The sequence below is a fragment of the Methyloversatilis thermotolerans genome (genome assembly GCF_000372885.1).
In the GTDB taxonomy this organism is placed as follows: Bacteria; Pseudomonadota; Gammaproteobacteria; order Burkholderiales; family Rhodocyclaceae; genus Methyloversatilis; species Methyloversatilis thermotolerans.
Map to the genome: position 1 here is coordinate 1,761,032 of NZ_KB889967.1, position 20,239 is coordinate 1,781,270.

The window sequence follows — 20,239 nt, forward strand, 5'->3', positions numbered from 1 at the left end:
CGCATCACTTCTTCGGGTCGTCGCTGATCACATCGGCACCCGCCGGTGGCGTGAACTGGAACTGTGCCGGATCGATGGCCGGGTTGCGCTCGAAGGAGGAAAAACGCAGCTTCGTCGTCTGGCCGAAGCTGTCGCGCAACACCATGCCGCGCAACAGACCGTCCTTGAAACCTATGCGCACCGCTTCGAAGCCGCCTTCGTTCGCCTTCGGCTTGGCGTCGACCCAGTCCAGGCCATCCTCGCTGCCGCCTTCGCTGAGCTCGAAGTTCTTTTCGAGCTCGTTGCGCCCGGCGAGCAGCGCGGCCGGGGTGGACGCCAGCGCGTCGCCCAGCGTCTTCACCGTCACCTGGTTCAGGTCGCGGTCGTGCACCCAGAGCTTTGTGCCGTCGCCCACCAGCAACTGGTAGTACGGTTTGTCATAGGTCCAGCGGAACTTGCCGGGACGCGAAAAGGCCATGGTGCCGCTGGCGTTCTGAGGCTTGCGACCCGATTTCGCGGTCACCTGCTGGTCGAAGCTGGCGCGGCCGGACTGGGTGGATTCGATGAAGGCACGCAACTGGCCGATCGCGTCGGCGGCGCCGGCAAGCGCCGGCATTCCAAGAATCAGCACGATGGGGGAAAAGCGGGCAAGCAAGCGCATCACGATCATTCCTCGCGGGCGGGCGCGAGCACTTCGCGACCGCCGGTAGCATTCATCGGCGACACCAGTCCCGACCGTTCCATCTGTTCGATCAGTCGCGCCGCGCGGTTGTAGCCGATGCGCAGATGGCGCTGCACCAGCGAAATGGACGGTCGCCGGGTCTTGAGCACCACTTCGACCGCCTGATCGTACAAAGGGTCCGACTCGCCGTCGGCGCCACCGCCACCGGCGCCGTCGAGCGACAGTTCGCCGCCGTCGTCGTCACCGGTGCCGCTGAGGATGCCTTCGACATAATCCGGCGCACCGGTGGTCTTCAGGTGTTCGACCACCTTGTGCACCTCGCCATCGGCGACGAAAGCACCGTGCACCCGCATCGGCACACCGGTGCCGGGCGCGAGATAGAGCATGTCGCCCTGCCCAAGCAGCGCCTCGGCGCCCATCTGGTCGAGGATGGTGCGCGAATCGATCTTGCTCGACACCTGGAAGGCGATGCGCGTCGGCACATTGGCCTTGATCAGGCCGGTGATCACGTCGACCGACGGCCGCTGCGTCGCGAGGATCAGGTGGATGCCGGCGGCGCGCGCCTTCTGCGCCAGACGGGCGATCAGTTCCTCGATCTTCTTGCCGGCCACCATCATCAGGTCGGCCAGTTCGTCGATCACCACGACGATCATCGGCATTGTGGACAGCGGCTCGGGCGTTTCCGGCGTGATCGAGAACGGATTGGTGAGCGGCGTGCCCGCCTTTTCGGCGTCGGCGATCTTGCTGTTGTAGCCGGCGAGGTTGCGCACGCCCATCGCCGACATGAGCTTGTAGCGCCGGTCCATCTCGCCCACGCACCAGTTCAGCGCGTTCGCCGCGTGCCGCATGTCGGTCACCACCGGCGCCAGCAGGTGCGGAATACCCTCGTAGACCGACAGCTCCAGCATCTTCGGGTCGACCATGATGAGCCGCACCTTGCTCGGATCGGCCTTGTACAGCAGCGACAGGATCATCGCGTTGATCGCCACCGACTTGCCGGAGCCGGTGGTACCGGCCACCAGCACGTGCGGCATGCGCGCGAGATCGGCCACCATGGGCTGGCCGCCGATGTCCTTGCCCAGCGCCATCGTGAGCGGGCTGGACATGTCGTGATAGACCGCCGAGCCGAGGATTTCCGACAAGCGCACGATCTGCCGCCGTGTGTTCGGAATCTCCAGGCCCATGCAGCTCTTGCCCGGAATCGTTTCCACCACGCGTATGCTCATGACCGACAGCGCGCGCGCCAGGTCCTTCACCAGATTGACGATCTGGCTGCCCTTCACGCCGGTCGCCGGCTCGATTTCGTAGCGCGTGATGACCGGGCCCGGATAGGCCGCCAGCACCTTCACCTCGACATTGAAATCAGCCAGCTTGCGTTCGATCTGACGGGAAATCAGTTCCAGCGATTCCGGACTGGGCGGATCGATGTCCGCTTTTGCCTCGTCGAGCAGCGCCAGCGGCGGCAGCGAACCCGGCAGATCGGCAAACAGCGTCTGCTGGCGCTCCTTCTCCACCCGTTCCGACTTCTGCACCTCGACCTCGGGTACCTCGATGCGCACCGGCTCGCGCCTGCGCGTCGGCTTGCGCCGTTCCGCCTCGACCACCGCCTCGCGCTTTTCCGCCACCTGTTCGCCGATGCGGCGATCGCGCCAGCGCGCCCAGGCACTCAGGGCACCATACCACGCCAGTTCCAGCCCGCGCCCGACCGCCTCGGCCGCGCGCAGCCAGGTGACGCCGGTCATCGCACTCAGACCAACGCCGATGGCCACCAGCAACAACAGCGTGCTGCCGGTAAACCCGAAGGCGGATGTGAGCAGACGACCCAACTCGATGCCCACCATGCCACCCGGCCCGACCGGCAATTGCGCGGCCAGGCTATGGAAACGCATGGCTTCCAGCGCGCAGCTCGACAGCAGCACGACGAGGAAGCCGCCGAGCGCGATGAACAGCGGCCGGCGATCGCTGCGGCTGTCCGGATGACCGGACAGCCAGAAGCAGCCACCGATCAGCATGATGACCCACCACCAGGCCGACAGCCCGAACAGGAACAGCGCCAGGTCGGAAAGCCAGGCACCGAAGCGCCCCCCCGGATTGCTCAAGGTGTCGACCACCGATGCGTGCGACCAGCCGGGGTCGGCGCGATCGTAGCCGCCCAGCACCATGACAAGGTAAAGCGCCAGTGCCGCCAGGACCAGCCAGCGCGCTTCGTGCAGGACGGCGGCGATGCGTTCGGGAAGAGGTAGTTGCTGAGCGTCTTTCGCCACAGAGGAAAATGGCTCAGGGCCGGAGGAAAGGCAAAGCGGGATTATACAAAGCACACGGGCCGCATCCGCGGCCCGTGTGGATCAGCCTGCAACGGTTGCAGGCGTCAGACGGTTTCCAGTCGCTCGCGCAACAGGATCTTGCCATTGGTTTCCTCGATCAGGCCCTGCAGGTGCAGGTCCTTCATGACGCGGGACACCATTTCGCGCGAAGCACCGATCATTTTCGCGATGTCCTGCTTGGAAATCTTGCGGTTCACCACCTTCTCGCCGTTCACGTCATCCGCCATTTCGAGCAGCAGGCGGGCGACGCGACCATAGACATCCATCAGCGCCAGGCTTTCGATCTTGCGGTCGGCGGTGCGCAGGCGGGCCACCAGATTGCGCATGATGAACATCGACACCTCGAAGTTCTCCTGCAGCACGCGCTTGAAATCGCTCTTGGCGATCACGATGAGGTCGCTCGGCACCACGGTCACGACGGTGGCGGAGCGCGGGTTGTCGTCCAGCACCCCCATTTCGCCGAACAGTTCGCCCGGACCGAGCATGGACAGGATGACTTCCCGGCCCTCCTCGTCGCTCACCAGAACCTTCAGGCTGCCGGACAGGACGAGGTAGACGAAATCGGTCTTGTCGCCGGCACGCACCACGATGGATCCGCGTGGTACCCGGCGCATATTGGATACCTTGGCAACCGGCTCCAGGCTGCTGTCGGACAGCCCGCTGAACATCGAAAAGGTCCGCAGCGCGGTAATTGAAACGGGGTGAGCCGTTACCATCAAATAACCTCCTGATACGGGCATGCCGGATGGAGAGACAGGCTGCGCCGCAGAATGGATCGTCGCGCCTGTGGTCAATTCAAAAGCCGCTGCCGCGCGGCGTTTCAAACCCCTTTGAGCCACAAACACTGAAGCGGCCCTGATTATAGGTAGTTTTTCACAGCGGAAACAAACTGACCCAATATCTATCAGCAGTATCGGTCACGGTCGACGCGAACTTGAGAGTTTGTCCCGGAGTCTTCATCTGTGTTGCAGCAACGGAGCAGTCGCCCGGCCCGGCCGGCGGGCCCGCAGCGCGTCGCTATAATCAGCCGACAATTCCAGCACCTGACCCCTCATTCGAAAAGAACGGATTCCAGCCATGGCAGCACGTCATTCCCGCCTCCTCATCCTCGGCTCGGGCCCGGCCGGCTACACGGCTGCAGTCTATGCCGCACGCGCCAACCTGAAGCCTGTGCTCGTCACCGGTCTCGCGCAGGGCGGCCAGCTCATGACCACGACCGAAGTCGACAACTGGCCGGCCGACGCCGACGGCGTTCAGGGGCCTGATCTGATGGCGCGTTTCCAGAAGCATGCCGAGCGCTTCGAAACCGAACTGGTGTTCGACCATATCCACACCGCCCATCTGAAGGAAAAGCCGATACGGCTGGTGGGCGACAGTGGCGAATACACCTGCGACGCGCTCATCATCGCCACCGGCGCCAGCGCCAAATACCTCGGCCTGCCATCGGAAGAGGCTTTCGCCGGCAAGGGCGTGTCGGCCTGCGCGACCTGCGACGGATTCTTCTACCGCAACCAGGACGTCGCGGTGATCGGCGGCGGCAATACTGCGGTCGAGGAAGCGCTCTACCTGTCGAACATCGCCCGCCACGTCACGGTCGTTCATCGTCGCGACAAGTTCAAGTCCGAGAAAATCCTGCAGGACAAGCTGTTCGACAAGGCCAAACAGGGCAAGGTGACCATACGCTGGCACAGTACCCTCGACGAGGTGCTGGGCGACAAGACCGGCGTGACCGGCATGCGCATCAAGTCCACGCAGGATGGCAGCACCGAGGACATCGCACTGTCCGGCGTGTTCATCGCCATCGGCCACCAGCCGAATACGTCACTGTTCGAAGGTCAGCTCGACATGGAAGGCGGCTACATCGTCACCCAGGCCGGGCGCAACGGCAATTTCACCGCGACCAGCATTCCCGGCGTGTTCGCCGCCGGCGATGTGCAGGATCACATCTACCGTCAGGCAGTGACCAGCGCAGGTACCGGTTGCATGGCGGCACTGGATGCCGAGCGTTATCTGGATGCCCTCGGTCTGGCCTGAGGCCGCCCGCGCCACGTCCGTTTCGCCCGTGCCCGCGGCGTCATGTCATCAAAGAAGAAACGTCCACCTCCGCCCGGCCCCAGCGAGGAAGACATCGCGCTGTTCCGGCAGGCCGTGGTGGGCGTGCATCCCATCCATCACGACCGCGTCGTGCTCGACACGCCGCCGCCGCGCGCCTGGCCTCTGCAGCGCGAGGCGGACGACATGTCGGTACTGTCCGAGTCGATATGCGGCCCGCTGTCCGTCGATCTGCGTCTCGAGGGCGGCGAGGAACCGTCCTTCCTGCGCGCAGGATTGACGCGACAGGTATTGCGCGACCTGCGTCGCGGACGCTGGGTGTCGCAGGGGCAGATCGATCTGCATGGCGCCACGCGGGATGCCGCCCACGACATCGTGATCGGTTTCCTGCACGACGCGCATCGGCGCGGCCTGCGCTGCGTGCGGGTGATACACGGAAAGGGATTGGGATCACCCGGACGCGAGCCGGTGCTGAAGGGGCTGGTGCTGCGCTGGCTGATGCACCGACCCGAAGTGCTCGCCTTCTGTCAGGCGCGGCCGCACGAAGGCGGCGCCGGTGCCGTGATGGTGCTGCTCAAGCCGTCCGGGCGCGACTGAAGCGCCCTGACCCGTCAGCGCTTCGGCGCGGCGATCAGATCGCCGATTCTCCGGTTTCCCCGGTGCGGATGCGCACCACCTGTTCGACCGGCATCACGAAAATCTTGCCGTCGCCGATCTTGCCGGTACGTGCGGCCTTGATGATGGCTTCGATGGCCGGATCGACCGCTTCGTCCGGAATGATGACCTCGATCTTGATCTTGGGCAGGAAATCGACGACGTACTCGGCGCCACGATACAGCTCGGTGTGGCCCTTCTGCCGACCGAAACCCTTGACTTCGGTCACCGTCAGGCCGGTGACGCCGACTTCCGAAAGCGCCTCGCGCACTTCGTCGAGCTTGAAGGGTTTGATGACGGCTTCGATTTTCTTCATGAGTGGTCTCCTCGCTGGGGCCGCCAAGTATAAAGGTATCGGCCGGGCTTACCGCACAAGCCTGCAAACCCGGGCGTGGTGCGCTTGTGCAGGGTGAAATCGACCCGTCGGCCCGGCGGTGCCGGCGCCCCACCTCCGCTTCCCGCGCGCAGCGCGAAAGCCTGACGGCGCCCGCCGCGACCGGCTTGCCGACGGCCCCCTCTCCGATGCAACGGTCGCCGTGATCGTCACCGGCCGTGGCATCGCGAAGCGCCGTCGCGGTTGACACGATACCGTCAAACTCGATGCAAATAATCTGCGCACCCTGTACAGCGGAGCTGCGCCATGAGCCGGGTCCGGTCGATCGCCGTCCTGTGGATTCTTGTCTGCCCGCTTGCCGCGCACGCGGCCACCGTGCAGCTTCGTCCGGTCGCCGATGCCACCTTGTTCGCGCCGTCCGGCGACCGCGCCAGCGGGTCCGGCGCCTTTCTGTTCATCGGTTCGATCGCCAGTGGCGAAGCCCGGCGCGCCTTGCTGCGCTTCGATCTGAGCGGCATTCCGCCCGGTTCGACCATACAGGCCGCCAGCCTGCGTCTGGTGGTCAACCGGGCCGGGGTCGGCTCCTCCCCCGAGGACCGCGCCCTGCTCTACCCGCTCACTGCGGCATGGGGTGAAGGGCCATCGGAAAGCTCGGGCGGAGGCGGCGATGTCGCGACTGCCGGAGACGTGACCTGGACCGACCGCGTCTACCTCGCGCAACCGCCGCGACCGTGGGCACAGGCCGGCGGTGACTACGCCGGTTCGCCCGCCAGCGTGACCATGCCCGGCACCGGCGTCCATACCCTGCAGGACAGCCCGACGCTGCGCCAGCACATCCAGGCCTGGGTCGACAATCCGGCCAGCAACCACGGCTGGCTGCTGCGCGACGACGAAGTGCGCTCGCAGAACGCGAAGCGCCTGTTCAGTCGCGAGGGCGGGCCGGACGCGCCGATGCTCACCATTGAATACACGCCGCCCGCGATGTCCGACAACGGCGACGTGCCATTGCCCGGCTGGGCGCTGGCGCTGCTCGGTGGCGCACTGGTCAGCGCCGTTCAGCGACGCCGCAATGGCGCGCGCAAGGGCTGATACCATCGCGGCACGCGTGCGCGCAGCCTGGCCGCATCAAGCGGGTCCGCACGGGCATAGTCCGCAAGCTTTCATTCGCATCCTGAACACTCGATGAGCACCCCATCGCCGACCCCCGATGTCACCGGTCACGGGCTGCCCTGGTGGCGACTGATCGCCTTCGTGGCGCTGTTCGTCGCACTGCAGGCCGCGTGGTCCGCCGCGCAGGACGGATGGCTGTGGCGTCTCTGGGTGGAAACGCTCAATGTCGACGTCACGGTGGCCGCAATATCCGCACTGGCGCCCGAACTGGGCGCCTACGCCGATGGTGCGCGCATCCGCGCGCCTGGCGGGGGGCTCAATGTACTGCAGGGCTGCGACGGCGCCGAACTGCTGTGGCTGATCAGTGCCGCCTTCGCGGTCGCCCCGCTGCCCTGGCGCTGGCGACTGGGCGGCTGGCTGACTGGCCTGCTGCTGGTGTGGCTGCTCAACATCGGCCGCATCACCGCGCTGTTCTTCGCGTGGCGCCACGATGCGCAATGGTTCGACTGGCTGCACAACTACATCGGCCCGCTCGCGCTGGTGGTGCTGCTCGCGCTGTACGTGCAATGGATCATGCAGCGCGCGCCCCGGCCGCACGCCGAAGCGCCCGTTGGATATGGGTAAGCTCGCAGGCATGAGCCCTCTCGGCGCCGCACGCGTCGACCGCCGCACACTCCGCAGCGCCGTGCTGCGCGCACTGCTCGCGCTGTGCCTCACCGGCGCCTTGCTGATCGGCCACGGCGAAGCGCTGATGCAGGTGCTGCGGGCCCCGCTGGCCAGCCTGATCGACGCCATCGACCCGCATCACCGCGTGATCGGACTGTCCGTCACCCGCAGCGGCGCCGACACGGTGATCAGGCTGGACGCCGGCTTGCGCCGTCTGGTGGTGACCGGCAGCCACGTCACCTTCGCCGATCCGCGCGCGCGCGCCGTCATCACCACGCCGCTGGCGGCCTTCTGGCTGGCCCCCACCGCGCTGATCGCACTGCTCGCCGCATGGCCCGCGCAACGTGTGATCGAATGGCCGCTGCGAAGCCTGCTCGCGCTGCCGGCACTGGCCCTGCTTCTTGCCGTCGACGCGCCTTTCGTCCTCGATGCCCACCTGTGGGCACTGCACCGCGATGCCCATGCACCTGACAGCACATCACCCATCCTGGTCTGGTCCGCCTTCCTGAAATCCGGCGGCCGCTTCGTGCTGGCGGGCGTTGTGGCGCTGCCTCTGATCGCGCTCGCGAGCCGGACCGCCGCCCGAGTCGCTGCAGCGCCGCGTTCGCGCGCGGGTGAGCCCATCGCATGACAACCATTCGCCAACGAGGAAAATGCAATACGGGCGGAACATGCGGGGGCTAGGTTCGCGGTTGCCCCCCCCGTTTGCGAGCATCGCGATGCCCCCCCGAATTCCACGCCCGGTGCCTGTGCTCTGCTGCGCCGTGCTGTCGTTGCTGGCCGGCCTGCCGGCACAGGCTGCGCCGCGTTTTGTCGACGCCGACCTGGCGGCGGCACTCGATCGCGGCGAAGCGCCTCGGGTGATCGTCGAACTGAAGGACGACGGCAGTGTGTTCGACCTCAGCGCGACGCGGCGCCGCCGCGATGCGCTGAAAGCGGCGGTGATCGCGGTCGTGCCGGATGATGCGGGCAGCGTGCGCCGTCGCTACAGCGTGCTGCCCATGCTGGCCATGACGCTGCAGAAGCCGGAGGCACTGCGCGCCCTGCGCGACGATGAGCGCGTCGAAGCCATCTACCCGGACAAGCTGCGCCAGCCGATTTCCGCGCAGGCGCTGCCGCTGATCGGCCAGCCAGCGGCGGTGAGCGCCGGCTACCAGGGCGCAGGCACGGCCGTGGCGGTGCTGGATACCGGCGTCGACCATGCGCTGAGCGCCTTCGGTGCCTGCGCGGCGCCGGGCACCGGCTGCAAGGTGGTGGCCGCCTACGAGGCCGCCACCGAGGACAATGCGCGCGACGCCAACGGCCATGGCACGCGGGTGGCATTGACCGCGCTGGCGGTCGCGCCGCAGACATCCATCGTCGCCATCGACGTGTTCGAACCCGAGGGCGCGTGGGACTCCGACGTGATCGAAGGCATGGACTGGGCGATCGCGCAGCGCGCGACCTACAACATCGTCGCGCTGAACCTGAGCCTGGGCGACAGCACCCAGAACGCCAGCGCGTGCACCAGTTCGCCCTATGTCGCGGCAATCCGCCGCGCGCGCAACGCCGGCCTGGTGGTGGCGATCGCGACCGGCAACGACAGTTTCACCGCCGGCATCGCCGAGCCGGCCTGCGTGGCGAATGCGCTGGCGGTCGGCGCCACCTATGACGCCAATGTCGGCCAGCGCGCGTTCAGCGGCTGCACCGACAGCACGACGGCGGCCGACAAGGTGACCTGCTATTCCAACAGCGGCGCACCGCTCGATCTGTTCGCGCCAGGATCCGTGCTCACGGTCAATGGCTACACGCTGGATGGCACATCGTTCGCGTCGCCCATGGTGGCGGGTGCCGTGGCGGTGCTGAAGCAGCGCTTCCCGCTCGATACGCCGGCACAGATCGAAAGCCGGCTCACGCTCAGCGGAACGACGGTCACCGACGCGCGCAACGGCCTGCAGCGCCCGCGCCTGGCCCTGGGCGCCGCGCTGGCCGGTGTCGGCACCGAAAGCAACGACGCCTTCGCCGCGGCGCGCGAACTGAGCGGCACGGCCGACAGCGACAGCGGCAGCAACGCCCTGGCCAGCAGCGAACCGGACGAACCCGCGCACGACGGCACGGCCGCCACGCGTTCGCTGTGGTGGACCTGGACCGCGCCGGCATCCGGCGTACTCACGCTGGACACCAACGGCAGCAGTTTCGACACCATGCTCGCGGTCTATACCGGCAGCGCGCTTGCCTCGCTCACGCTGCGGGCGAGCGACGACGACAGCGGCGACGGATCGCAGAGCAAGCTGGACCTCGTCGTCGCGGCCGGCACGCAGTACCGCATCGCCGTCGATGGCTTCAATGCGGCCACCGGCAGCGTCGTGCTCAAGCTCGCTTTCGACGAACGCGCGGAACAGACCATCGTGTTCCCGTCGCCGGGCGATGTCTGGCTGGACCAGGGCAGCGTGACGCTGGAAGCGCTCGCCAGTTCCGGCCTCGCCGTGACTTACGCATCGACCACGCCCGCCACCTGCAGCGTCAGCGGCAGCACCGCCACCCTGATCGCCACCGGCACCTGCAGCCTCACTGCCAGCCAGAGCGGAAATGGCGACTACCTCGCTGCCGCGTCAGTCGCGGTAAGTTTCACCATCAAGCCGGCACGCGCCAGCCAGACCATCGCCTTCCCCACCCCTGCCGCCACTGCGCTCGACGCCGGCCCGGTCGCGCTCACCGCCAGCGCCAGTTCCGGGCTTGCCGTGAGCTACGCCAGCCTGACGCCCGCCGTCTGCGTCATCAGCGGCAGCCAGGCCAGCCTGATCGCCACGGGCACCTGCACCGTGCAGGCCAGCCAGCCCGGCAACGAGAACTGGCTCGCCGCCGCGCCGGTCAGCGTGAGTTTCGCCATCACCGCCCTGACCGCCAGCGTGGCCGGCAGCGACGGCGACGTGCCGCTGCCCGGCTGGGCACTGGTGCTGCTCGGCGCCGCGCTCGCCGGCGCGGCGGCGAAGCGGCGCTGATTTCGTCGCGCGGCTGCACATCGCGCGGACACACACATCCTGCATAATGCCGCGCTCATTCCTGGAGCCGTGCATGCACCCGACGCCACACCGGTCCGCCGACCGGCCACGCAGCCCGACCGCGGCTGCCCTGCTCTGCCTCGCGCTGGGTGCGATGGCCCCCGCGCATGCAGACGACGCTGCGCACGCCGACAACATTCCGCGCGCCGTATTCACGTCCAGCGCACCTTTCGTGCTGCCGCTGACGGTGAGCGACGGCGACGGCCAGCGGCTGGCGAACCTGAGCGCGGTTTCGCTCGGCGGCGGGCGTTTCGTGTCGCGCTGCGGCGAACTGTCGGGCCGCTTCGAGGCCATCGACGGCACGGCAAGCCGCCTGCTCGCCGTGACTGCGCGCGACCCGGACAGCGAGCTGTGTCTGCTCGAGTCGCCCGAACTCGCCGCCTTGCCGGCTGTGCCGACCGCGCCGACGCCCCAGGCGGGCAGCCGCGTGTTCGCGCTCGGCAATGCGCTCGGCCTGGGCACCGGCATCAGTGAAGGGGTGGTGTCCAAGCTGCATCGTCAGGGCGAGGACGCGCGCATCCAGTTCACCGCCGCCATCGCGGCCGGCTCGGAAGGCGGCGGACTGTTCGACACCGAGGGCCGGCTGGTCGGCATCATCGACCGCCCGCTCGAAGGCGGCCAGAACGTGAATCTCGCCGTACCGGCCGCCCGGCTCGACGACATCGCCGCGCGCGCCGCACTGCGCAGCGCGCAGCGGTCGGAGCGCGACGCGCTGATCGCCCGCGCCGACGAACTGCGCGCCGCGCGCGACTGGACCGGGCTGCGCGAGCATGCGCAGGCCTGGGTGACGCGCCATCCGCAGGACGCGGAAGCGCTGCGTGCGCGCGCCGAAGCCGCCGAAGCGGCCAGCGAACTGGCGGCGGCGCGCGCCGACTATCGGCAGGCGCTCGCGCAGGCCGCTGACCTGAAAGCCGCCGCCTTCGGTCTGTGGCGCACGCAGTTCGCACTGAACGACAATGACGCGCTGCAGACCGCGCAGACGCTCACCGAACGCTGGCCGGCCGATGTCGACGCCTGGATTTCGCTGTCGCGCAGCCACGCGATGAGACAGGATGCGGACGCCGCCGAACGCGCCGCTCGCCGGGCGCTCGCCATGCAGCCATGGAATGTGGCATCGCATTACCTGCTGGGCTGGCTTGCACAGTCGCGCGGCGACAATTTGGCCTGGCTGCATCACCAGTCGGCGGTATGGGAACTGGCGCCGTCCTCGGCGCCGGCCCTGATGGGCTATGTCGACGCGCTGATCGCGAATGGCCGCGTTGCGCGCGCCATGGCCTTGATCGACGCCTTTCCCGATCACGACAGCAACGGCGACCTGCTGTACGCCCGTGGACTCGTGCTGATCGCCGCCAAACGTCCTGGAGACGCACTGACCACCTTGCGGCGCAGTCTCGAGCACACCCCCTCCAACCCAGCCTGGGTGTGGAAGGCGCTGGGCGATGCGAGCTACGGTCTGGGCATGCTGCCGCAGGCGGTGGATGCCTATCGCAAGGCGGTGCAGGGCGCACCCGAACAGGAGGGCTGGCGCTGGGCGCTCGCGGTCGCGCTGAAGGACGCGCTCATGCTCGACGAGGCGATGGACCTGTTCAGCGAGTGGACCACGCGCTGGCCGGATTCGCCCGATGGCTGGCGGCAGACCGGCGTCGTGCTCCACATGCGCGGGCAGTACGCGCAGGCCAACACCCATTACCAGCGCTCGCTGGAACTGGAAGCACGCCAGCCCCTCGTATGGCATCTGCTGATGGAAAGCTATACCGCGATGGGCCGGCCCGACGATGTGCGCCGCGCCTGGCTGCGCCTGCGCGAACTCGACCCCGCGCAGGCGGAGGTGGCGAGACTGTGCTGCATTGTTCCGCTGGAGGTCGGTGCGCGATGAAACGGCTGCAGACATTCAAGCGATGGGCCGCGCCGCTGGCGCTGCTGGCCTGCGGTAGCGCTCACGCCGCGCCGTCGGCTTTCGACATCGCCCGGCCCTCGGTCGTCACCATAGGCGCGCAGGCCGAAGACGGCGAAAGCGGACAAGGCAGCGGCGTCATCGTCGGCGCGCAGCAGGTGGTCACGAACTGCCATGTGGTGCGCTTCGCCCGGACCATCACGGTGCGTGGCAGCGACGGCCGCGATCTGCCGGTGAACGCCGTGCTCGCCGACATGGAGCGCGATCTGTGTCGCCTCGACGTGCCCGGCCTGGCCGGTCCGGCGGCACAGCGGCGCCCGGCATCCGAAGCGCCGCAGACCGGCGAACCGGTCGTCACGGTGGGCAATCCGCTCGGTCTCGGCATTGCCACCAGCAGCGGCCTGCTGTCCGCCATCGTGGAACGTGACGGACAGCCTGTGCTCATCGTGTCCGCGCCGCTGTCGCCCGGATCCAGCGGCGGCGGCCTGTTCGACGGACGCGGACGGCTGATCGGCATCACCACGGCGGTCATGGTGACCGGCCAGAACACCAATATCGCGATCCCGGTGGCCTGGATCGATGAACTGCCGGCACGCGGCAAGCCGGCGCCCGTGCTGCCGCCAGCGCCCGCGCCGGAAGTCGACTGGCCGGCCCGGGCCGAGGCCCTGCGCATCGCCCGCGACTGGGCCGGTCTGGACGCCCTGTGCGCCGAGTGGCAGCAGGCCCTGCCCGAGGTGAGCCACGCCTGGCGCCTGCAGGCACTCGCCCTGCGCAATCTCGGCCAGCACGAACTCGCCGAGAAGCGCCTGCGGCAGGCACTCGAACTGAACCCGCGCAACGACCAGGCATTGATCGAGCTCTACGCGCTGCTCGACGAAACGGGCCGCGACCAGGATGCGACCGACATGCTGGCCCGCGTGCGCGCGCTCGTCCCCCAGCGCGGATACGCCGACCGGATCGAAGCGGGACACTTCGCCCGGCTCGGTGACATGGAACAGGCTTATGCCCTGGCGCTGCGCGCAACGACTCGCGGCTCCGGCGACCCGCTCGCCTGGGCCCTGCTGGCCGAGCTGGCCGAGCGCACGAAACGCTACCCGGAGGCGGCGCGCGCATGGCGCGTGGCGCTGGCACAGCAGCCGGGCGAAGCGGCATGGTCGGCCGCGCTGTCGCGCGTGCTGCTCGCACAGGGCGATCTGCGCGGCGCGCAGCGCGCGACCGAGGGCATGGACGCCTTCTCGCGCGCCGGCCAGTTGATCACTCTGGGTAACGAAGCCTATGCGAAGGGACGGCTGGCCGATGCCGAGGACGCGCTGCGCAAGGCGCTTGAACTCGACCCCTCGGCCACCCAGGCCGCGGTCACGCTGGCGGCCATCCTGATCGAAACCGGCCGCGACGGCAGCGGCCGGCAGATGCTCGAGGACGTGCTCAAGCGCGATCCCGAGGACGTGGAAGGACTGCGTCTGAAGGCGCGCCTGCTGACCCGCGACCGCAAGTTCTCCGCGGCGAGCGGCGTGCTCGACAAGGTGCTCGCGAAGCGACCGGACGACGTGCAGACATTGCGCGCCCTGATGGCGGTCGAATTTGCGGACAACGACCTGCCCGGCGCCATCGCCTACGGCCGGCGACTGGCCGCGGCGCCCGGGGCCGAGGTCAAGGACAAGGTGGGCGTCGCGCATCTGCTGATACGCAGCAACGAACTGGCGGAGGCGGCAGCGCTGCTTGCCGACGCGCTGCGCGAAACGCCGGACGATCTGGACACGCTGCTCGCGCAGATCGCACTCGAAGCCCAGCGTGGCGACCAGGACAAGGCGCTGGCACAGTCCATCCACGCCACCACGCTGCACCCGACATCCGGCGCCGCCTGGAGCACGCGCGGTTACACCCTGCACCGCATGGGTCGCTATGCCGAAGCGGTGTCGGCGCTGGAAACCGCGGTGCGGCTGGAACCCGATCTCGGCAATAGCTGGATCAACCTCGGCAACGCACTGCTGCATCAGAAGCAACTGAGGCGCGCGGTCGAGGCGCTCGAGCGCGCGGAACAGCTCGCCCCCGACGCCGAGGACGGTCGCTTCTATCTCGCGCAGGCCTACGCCGCCACCGGCCAGACCGACAAGGCACTGCAGCGCCTGGATTCACTGATCGCGTGGAACCCGACGCTCAGCAAGGCACTGTCACTCAAGGGCTTCGTGCACGCGCAGCGCGGCGACGCCGAAAAGCTGCAGCAGGTCTATGTGCGCCTGAAAAGCATGCACCCGCCGTCGGCCGAACAGTTGCGCATGCTGGTGATCAAGAACATGCCAGCGATGAGCAAGGCGGTGTCGGAGCCGTGAGGGTCGAACGGGAACCGAAGGACGCGCCGCCGAGCGCGAAACGGCAGCCCGTCAGGCGCGACCGCCCGGCGCAGTGCGCACATGCGCCGCACGACTGCCACGCGCGCTGACGACCGCGCCCGCCTGAAGGGTCGCCTCGCGGGCACGTCCTGACCGCCCGAGCGCCACGCCACGACCGCACTGCAGGCCCAGAAAGATGAGGGGCAAGGCCAGCACGCGGCTCACCACCTCGCTCTGCCGCGTACACCCCATCTTGGCGAGCATGGACTTCACCTGGCTGCGCACCGTGCTCACCGCCTTGCAGCGGCGCGCCGCGATCTGTTCCACCGACAGACCCAGCGCGAACGCGATGGCGATGCGCGCTTCCGCCCGGGTCAGACCGAAGGCGCTCGCCACGACCGCCGGATCGGGTTCCGACATCCCGTGCTGTTCGTGCGCGACCGCCAGCAAGGCCGGACTTGTGCCAAACGCGCCTATCGTGCGCTCGGGCAACAGCGAACTGAGCATCATGCCGGCCACATGCCTGCGCGCAGGCCGCACAACCCCTTCGTGTCCACTCGCCGCGAGAGGCAGGTAAGCACTCGCCGGAAAACGATCGTCGCCCGCCTTGCCATGGAGCGACTTCGCCAGCGCGCGAAACGCGCGATCATTGTCGGCATGTCGCAGCGCAAGGCGGCCATCCAGCGCGTACAGCGCGCCACCGGCCGATATCAGCGAACGCGCACTGCGGTTGGAAAAGCCGATACGGCAATCGCCATCGAGCAGGAAAACCGGCACGCCGATCTGGTTGATGACCGCGAAGCCAACACCGGTTGCGTCCGCCGATACCCGGCGCTCCCAGGTCAGGCGAAAAGCCTTCGCGACATGCCAGGACAGCCGGTCGCACAGCGCGAAATCGTCGCCAGCGAGAGGCCCACTGTCCGACCGCCGCGTCACCGCGAAAATGACCGCCACGCCGTCCTCTTCCATCAGCTTGATGCCGCTGCTTCAGCGCCCGCCATAGGGCAACAGAAACTCCTGATAGAACGGGTCGCTGGCGACGAAGGCGTCGTCGAACACCTCATGACAATGCGCCCAGCGCCCGGCCGCCATGGTCAACACGCGCGCAAGTCGCGGATCGATCACGTGATAGCTGCGCGTGTAATCGAGCAGCGCCTCCGGCGGCGCGTCGCCTGCCTCGGCATAGAAAAGCAAGGAGCGTTGCGCCAGATCGATCGAAAGCAGCGCGACGGTATGCGCTTCAAGCACCCGCCTGACCCCGTCCAGAGCCTGCCCCCAGCTCGCGCCGTCCAGCCCGCCCCCCGCCTCATAAAACCGCGCAACGACCTCGTACAGCTCCGTGCCCTGATCCATGACACCTCCGAACGACGCATGACCCACGCAAGGCCTCGCCGCGTAGTGGCGGGAACGATGCTTACATGATGTTACATGCGGTCGGGGTATGTGCGTCTCATCCGGATGGGTGAGGCGACGATTGTGGGACATGGAGCAGGTACCGCGGCGGGACTTACCTAATATGGGGGATGAATGGACCTAAGCGTCCGCCTAGATTGCCGATCCAACGCCTTTCCTAACGACGCACCTATTGCCTAGATTCAAACGCGTTGCCCCGCTCGCAAAAAATAGCTCAGCTCCGGCTAAAAAATTGAGGAAACATAGCTTCAACCTCACACATCTAGCAACTCGAAGAACTATCCGAAGACGTTCAAACCCGTCTCTTTTTTACACAAAAACGGACATAGAAATGATGAACAAGACAACCCAAGCCACCATCTTTATAGCAGCTTTATCTTATTCAACAATCGCCACCTCAGACGACAAAACCTCAGATATTTACAACGACCCACAACTTTCACAAGCCATTAAATTATGCAAAAACGAAGTTGAAAAATACGAAAAAAGGGCCCAATCGACAGCAAGATTCTCATTCTGGAGCGCTTTTGTTGGCGCAACTACCGGGCTTCTCGGATCGGCACTGGCCGGTCATGCATCGACAGCTACAGTCGCCGTCTTAAGTGGAACCGCAGGTGTCACAAACGGTATGCAACAACAACTAAACGGCGTTGGTTACGACCAAGAAGGCCAACAGAGAACAAGGAACGAGATAGTTCAGACCGTCGGAACACTCGTTGGAGAGTACGCAGTAGCACAAAGCGCTGAAGACAGGAGAAGATCCTTAATTAAAATCACCTTTGCCTGCGACCTTTACAAAACAACAGAAAAAGGAACTGGGACCTAACAACATTCCAGACGTGAGAAACAAGATGACAGAACTTGAAATAGCAAAAATTTCCGACCACCTAACAGAGGTTGTATTAGCAACTGGCGGACTTGGGGTTGCAGCCTACGGAATTGTCGACGGGCTAAAGCTTATTCCGTGGATTGATCTCGCAGGCTTCGAACGCTTATTCGACCATCGCACCATCAAAGGCGGACGCCCATGGCCCACTCAACAGAGGGCGGGGCTCAACCCGCTTCTTTCCTCGTTGCGCGCTGCATATGGTATCGAAGTACTCGAATTGCTTAAAGCGCAGTATCGGAGTGGCCGATCAAAAGGGGACTTACCCAGAACTCTGCGCCAAGGCGTACGAATAGGATTCGGGATTCAGTCTAAAGAAGATATTTCTTTAATAGCCCAGGATCTTGGAATTGATAAAAAAACTTCCGATCAAGCAGCAACCGCACTCTTGATTACAAGAGCCCAGAGACCTCCAGCTGCAGAAGAAGTGTCAACTGAGAAACACAGTCCAGTGAACAGTGAAGAGCGTTCCGCCTTAGCCCGTTTGGAAACCGCAATTGACGCAAGACTCGACGCCGCACTGGTTCTTGCTGAGGTCCAATATGTCACTCAGACCAAAGTAACGGCTATGCTTATCGCACTCACAATAGCGCTTCTCATCGGACATTTAATTGACGCCAACATCTTGCTATCTCTAATGATCGGGCTGGCAGCCGTTCCGATTGCCCCCGTTGCGAAAGATATTGCGACAGCATTGCAAGAAGCAGTTCGAGCGCTTAAAAAGCAATGAACACATACATACTGAACCTTCGGAACCAGGAGGTAGGAGGCGCAGTGACATCAGGGAGGCTTTATCGCATAGAGAGAGATAAAGATGTCGACTGGGATGCCAATTTACATGAATTCACAACAGCAACAAGTGAAAAAAGAATACTAACACTCGTCCACGGATACAACAACATACAAAGCGTTGGCCGCGAGCGTCTAATTACATTCGGAAAAATTCTTAGAAAAAACGGGATCGAAGACAATATCTTAGCCGTACTATGGCCGGGTGACGGATACGCAAAAGCCTTAACCTATCCATTCGAGGGTCTAGACGCAGACAACACAGCCGAAGCCCTATCAAAATGGCTCATGATAAACACACATAAAAGCACCCGAATCGCGTTCGTGGGACATAGCCTAGGGTGTCGCGTTGTCATGAACTCAGCCAAGATCATCGCACAAAAAGGAAGCCAAGCGCTAGATCGTATATGTCTAATGGCCCCCGCGATCGATAATGACAGCCTCGGCAGATCTGGAAAAACGTGCTATCAAGAAGCAACTTTAGCAGCCAAAAAAATCGCGGTACTGGCTTCCGAAGAAGATGCGGTTTTACACTTCGCATATCCACTCGGTGACCTGGTACAAACAATTCTCTATGGAGAGCGCTGGGGAAGTGCTCTCGGACGTAGCGGACCGGTAGAGAATGAGCAGCGCATACTTAACCAAATTGAACGGGTACCCAAGGCCGCTCCAGCACGCGATATCGGCCATGGGGCATACCTCCAAATTGATCCACACAGACCATTTAATACAATTGCGGAAAGCGAAATTTTTATATCGGGATTTCTCGAAGGAAAACCCAGTACAACCTGGCCAGCGCAAAGATAAGAAAGCAATTTAAATAGAAAACCATCCCTCGATAGCTTGCCAATACCGCAAGAGAGAAAATGACCCAAAAAAAAAGACACAACCCGGAGACAATATGGCGCCTGGTTAATGCCAGATGTGAGCAACTGCGCCAAGCCGTCGCATGGGCATGGGCGCCGGTAGGACTAACGTTGGCATTTGCAACTTACTGGATTTCAACTATTTACATATTCGAATTCGGCTATCCAAAAACACACTTTTTCGCCAACATTTCGTTAGCCAAAGAAATAGACACGGAAATAAGATACATAACTAACGAAATTTGCATTTATGCAAAAGCACAAACAAACAGCACACAACTCGACTGCAAAAAACAAGATGAAATACTGAAATTTTCAGCAACCGTTGAGATAGCTCCTGCATCACTCCCCGACTCGATCAGATCGTTATGCGTAAACCATAACGAGGCCGATAGAAACATTCACGGCCAATTATTGGCACTCATAAACTGCAGCGAACACCTCGCAAAAGAGCGAAATAAGATGGAGATATATGCAGACACACGAAAACAAGACATAAGACCCCCATTTTTTGGGTTACCCAAAATTCAGTTAACTGATCTATCGCCAATTGGAAACCTTACAGTAACAATTCTGGCCACCTGGATGTTTTTCGCAGCCAGACGTGAAAACCATGCCCTTTTAACATTTGTCGACTTCGATCAACACACCCGCAGAAATAGCACGCTGTTTCCCACCTCTGTTACCCTTTGCGGGCAAGACAACTACATTTCCGCCGAACATCTATGTTACGCCTACCAAGCCATCTCCCAAAGGTTTCTTATAATTGCATCATCGCACTCAAACCCATCGAGAGTTGCAATAATATTATTAACGACCTTTGCCCCACTCACAGCATCAATCAACCTAATAATTGACTTCAGAGACGCTTTCAGCTTCCCCGCAATTGCATTTAGATCATTCGCTTTACACCTCTTTTTTAATAGCACACTTGTCGTCCTAATTTGGATAATCACAACACGAACGCTAATCAAACAGATTGAGACATCAACATTACTAAATTCTTGGTACATAGCAGTGAGAGATGTCTGGATGGAGGAGTGGGACGAGTCAAACGAAGAAAGAGCTAGCCCAGTCCGCGTTGACATTGGTGAACAGACCGGAAAAAAGGCGGGCCCACCGCAGCCAGGGCTGTCGGACTCAGGGCCGTCGCACTAAGACGTCATTGACGGCCCTAGATATGCCGATTGACACCCGATAAGCGTGGGTGATCTTGTGA

General features: G+C 64.1%; 18 protein-coding genes. 12 read left to right on the forward strand and 6 right to left on the reverse strand.

Features of this window, described 5'->3' with window-relative positions:
- Positions 1–4: 4 nt before the first annotated feature.
- The 3 genes from lolA to A3Q7_RS0107700 form a co-directional block, all read right to left on the reverse strand.
- Positions 5–640 carry an outer membrane lipoprotein chaperone LolA gene (gene lolA, locus A3Q7_RS0107690; RefSeq protein WP_026224603.1) on the reverse strand — a complete coding sequence of 212 codons (636 nt, stop codon included), beginning with the start codon at positions 638–640 and terminating at the stop codon, positions 5–7.
- Between the two features lie 5 nt (positions 641–645).
- On the reverse strand, positions 646–2,925 hold the full coding sequence (locus tag A3Q7_RS0107695; protein WP_018411280.1) for a DNA translocase FtsK: 2,280 nt from the start codon (positions 2,923–2,925) through the stop codon (positions 646–648).
- A gap of 104 nt (positions 2,926–3,029) precedes the next feature.
- The gene (locus A3Q7_RS0107700) at positions 3,030–3,653 is read right to left on the reverse strand and encodes a Crp/Fnr family transcriptional regulator (protein ID WP_018411281.1); all 624 of its coding nucleotides are present in this window, start codon (positions 3,651–3,653) and stop codon (positions 3,030–3,032) included.
- A gap of 409 nt (positions 3,654–4,062) precedes the next feature.
- Here A3Q7_RS0107700 and trxB point away from each other — a divergent pair, with 409 nt between their 5' ends.
- Both trxB and A3Q7_RS0107710 read left to right on the forward strand, forming a co-directional pair.
- Positions 4,063–5,019, forward strand: coding sequence for a thioredoxin-disulfide reductase (trxB, locus tag A3Q7_RS0107705; RefSeq protein ID WP_018411282.1), 957 nt, complete (start codon positions 4,063–4,065; stop codon positions 5,017–5,019).
- Between the two features lie 42 nt (positions 5,020–5,061).
- Positions 5,062–5,634, forward strand: coding sequence for a Smr/MutS family protein (locus tag A3Q7_RS0107710; protein ID WP_018411283.1), 573 nt, complete (start codon positions 5,062–5,064; stop codon positions 5,632–5,634).
- A 34-nt stretch (positions 5,635–5,668) separates the two neighbouring features.
- Here the strand turns inward: A3Q7_RS0107710 and A3Q7_RS0107715 are convergent, their stop codons facing one another.
- A complete protein-coding gene (locus A3Q7_RS0107715) occupies positions 5,669–6,007 on the reverse strand; it encodes a P-II family nitrogen regulator (protein WP_018411284.1) in 339 nt (112 codons plus the stop codon).
- Between the two features lie 324 nt (positions 6,008–6,331).
- Between A3Q7_RS0107715 and A3Q7_RS0107720 the strand changes: the two genes are divergently transcribed.
- From A3Q7_RS0107720 to A3Q7_RS19615, 6 genes are all read left to right on the forward strand, one after another.
- The gene (locus A3Q7_RS0107720) at positions 6,332–7,114 is read left to right on the forward strand and encodes a DNRLRE domain-containing protein (RefSeq protein WP_018411285.1); all 783 of its coding nucleotides are present in this window, start codon (positions 6,332–6,334) and stop codon (positions 7,112–7,114) included.
- A 93-nt stretch (positions 7,115–7,207) separates the two neighbouring features.
- The gene (locus tag A3Q7_RS19605; protein WP_018411286.1) at positions 7,208–7,759 is read left to right on the forward strand and encodes a hypothetical protein; all 552 of its coding nucleotides are present in this window, start codon (positions 7,208–7,210) and stop codon (positions 7,757–7,759) included.
- Positions 7,760–7,769: 10 nt separating this feature from the next.
- The gene (locus A3Q7_RS0107730) at positions 7,770–8,432 is read left to right on the forward strand and encodes a hypothetical protein (RefSeq protein WP_018411287.1); all 663 of its coding nucleotides are present in this window, start codon (positions 7,770–7,772) and stop codon (positions 8,430–8,432) included.
- A gap of 88 nt (positions 8,433–8,520) precedes the next feature.
- Positions 8,521–10,782: a S8 family peptidase gene (locus A3Q7_RS20275; protein ID WP_198289166.1), complete on the forward strand. Its 2,262-nt coding sequence runs from the start codon at positions 8,521–8,523 to the stop codon at positions 10,780–10,782.
- Between the two features lie 73 nt (positions 10,783–10,855).
- Positions 10,856–12,718 (forward strand): tetratricopeptide repeat-containing S1 family peptidase, encoded by a 1,863-nt coding sequence (locus A3Q7_RS0107740; protein ID WP_018411289.1) that lies wholly within the window; start codon positions 10,856–10,858, stop codon positions 12,716–12,718.
- The gene (locus A3Q7_RS19615; RefSeq protein WP_018411290.1) at positions 12,715–15,066 is read left to right on the forward strand and encodes a serine protease; all 2,352 of its coding nucleotides are present in this window, start codon (positions 12,715–12,717) and stop codon (positions 15,064–15,066) included. The genes A3Q7_RS0107740 and A3Q7_RS19615 overlap by 4 nt, the downstream gene beginning before the upstream one ends.
- 51 nt (positions 15,067–15,117) lie before the next feature.
- Here A3Q7_RS19615 and A3Q7_RS0107750 read toward each other — a convergent pair whose 3' ends face one another.
- Positions 15,118–16,035 carry a helix-turn-helix transcriptional regulator gene (locus tag A3Q7_RS0107750; protein ID WP_018411291.1) on the reverse strand — a complete coding sequence of 306 codons (918 nt, stop codon included), beginning with the start codon at positions 16,033–16,035 and terminating at the stop codon, positions 15,118–15,120.
- A gap of 18 nt (positions 16,036–16,053) precedes the next feature.
- Positions 16,054–16,419: a hypothetical protein gene (locus tag A3Q7_RS0107755; RefSeq protein ID WP_018411292.1), complete on the reverse strand. Its 366-nt coding sequence runs from the start codon at positions 16,417–16,419 to the stop codon at positions 16,054–16,056.
- A 391-nt stretch (positions 16,420–16,810) separates the two neighbouring features.
- Here A3Q7_RS0107755 and A3Q7_RS20775 point away from each other — a divergent pair, with 391 nt between their 5' ends.
- The 4 genes from A3Q7_RS20775 (at position 16,811) to A3Q7_RS20785 (ending at position 20,178) form a co-directional block, all read left to right on the forward strand.
- A complete protein-coding gene (locus tag A3Q7_RS20775) occupies positions 16,811–17,305 on the forward strand; it encodes a hypothetical protein (protein ID WP_157278128.1) in 495 nt (164 codons plus the stop codon).
- A 25-nt stretch (positions 17,306–17,330) separates the two neighbouring features.
- On the forward strand, positions 17,331–18,095 hold the full coding sequence (locus A3Q7_RS20780; protein WP_157278130.1) for a hypothetical protein: 765 nt from the start codon (positions 17,331–17,333) through the stop codon (positions 18,093–18,095).
- Positions 18,092–18,961 carry an alpha/beta hydrolase gene (locus A3Q7_RS20505; RefSeq protein ID WP_077231334.1) on the forward strand — a complete coding sequence of 290 codons (870 nt, stop codon included), beginning with the start codon at positions 18,092–18,094 and terminating at the stop codon, positions 18,959–18,961. The genes A3Q7_RS20780 and A3Q7_RS20505 overlap by 4 nt, the downstream gene beginning before the upstream one ends.
- 170 nt (positions 18,962–19,131) lie before the next feature.
- Positions 19,132–20,178, forward strand: a complete 1,047-nt coding sequence (locus A3Q7_RS20785; RefSeq protein WP_157278132.1) for a hypothetical protein — start codon at positions 19,132–19,134, stop codon at positions 20,176–20,178.
- Positions 20,179–20,239: the final 61 nt, after the last annotated feature.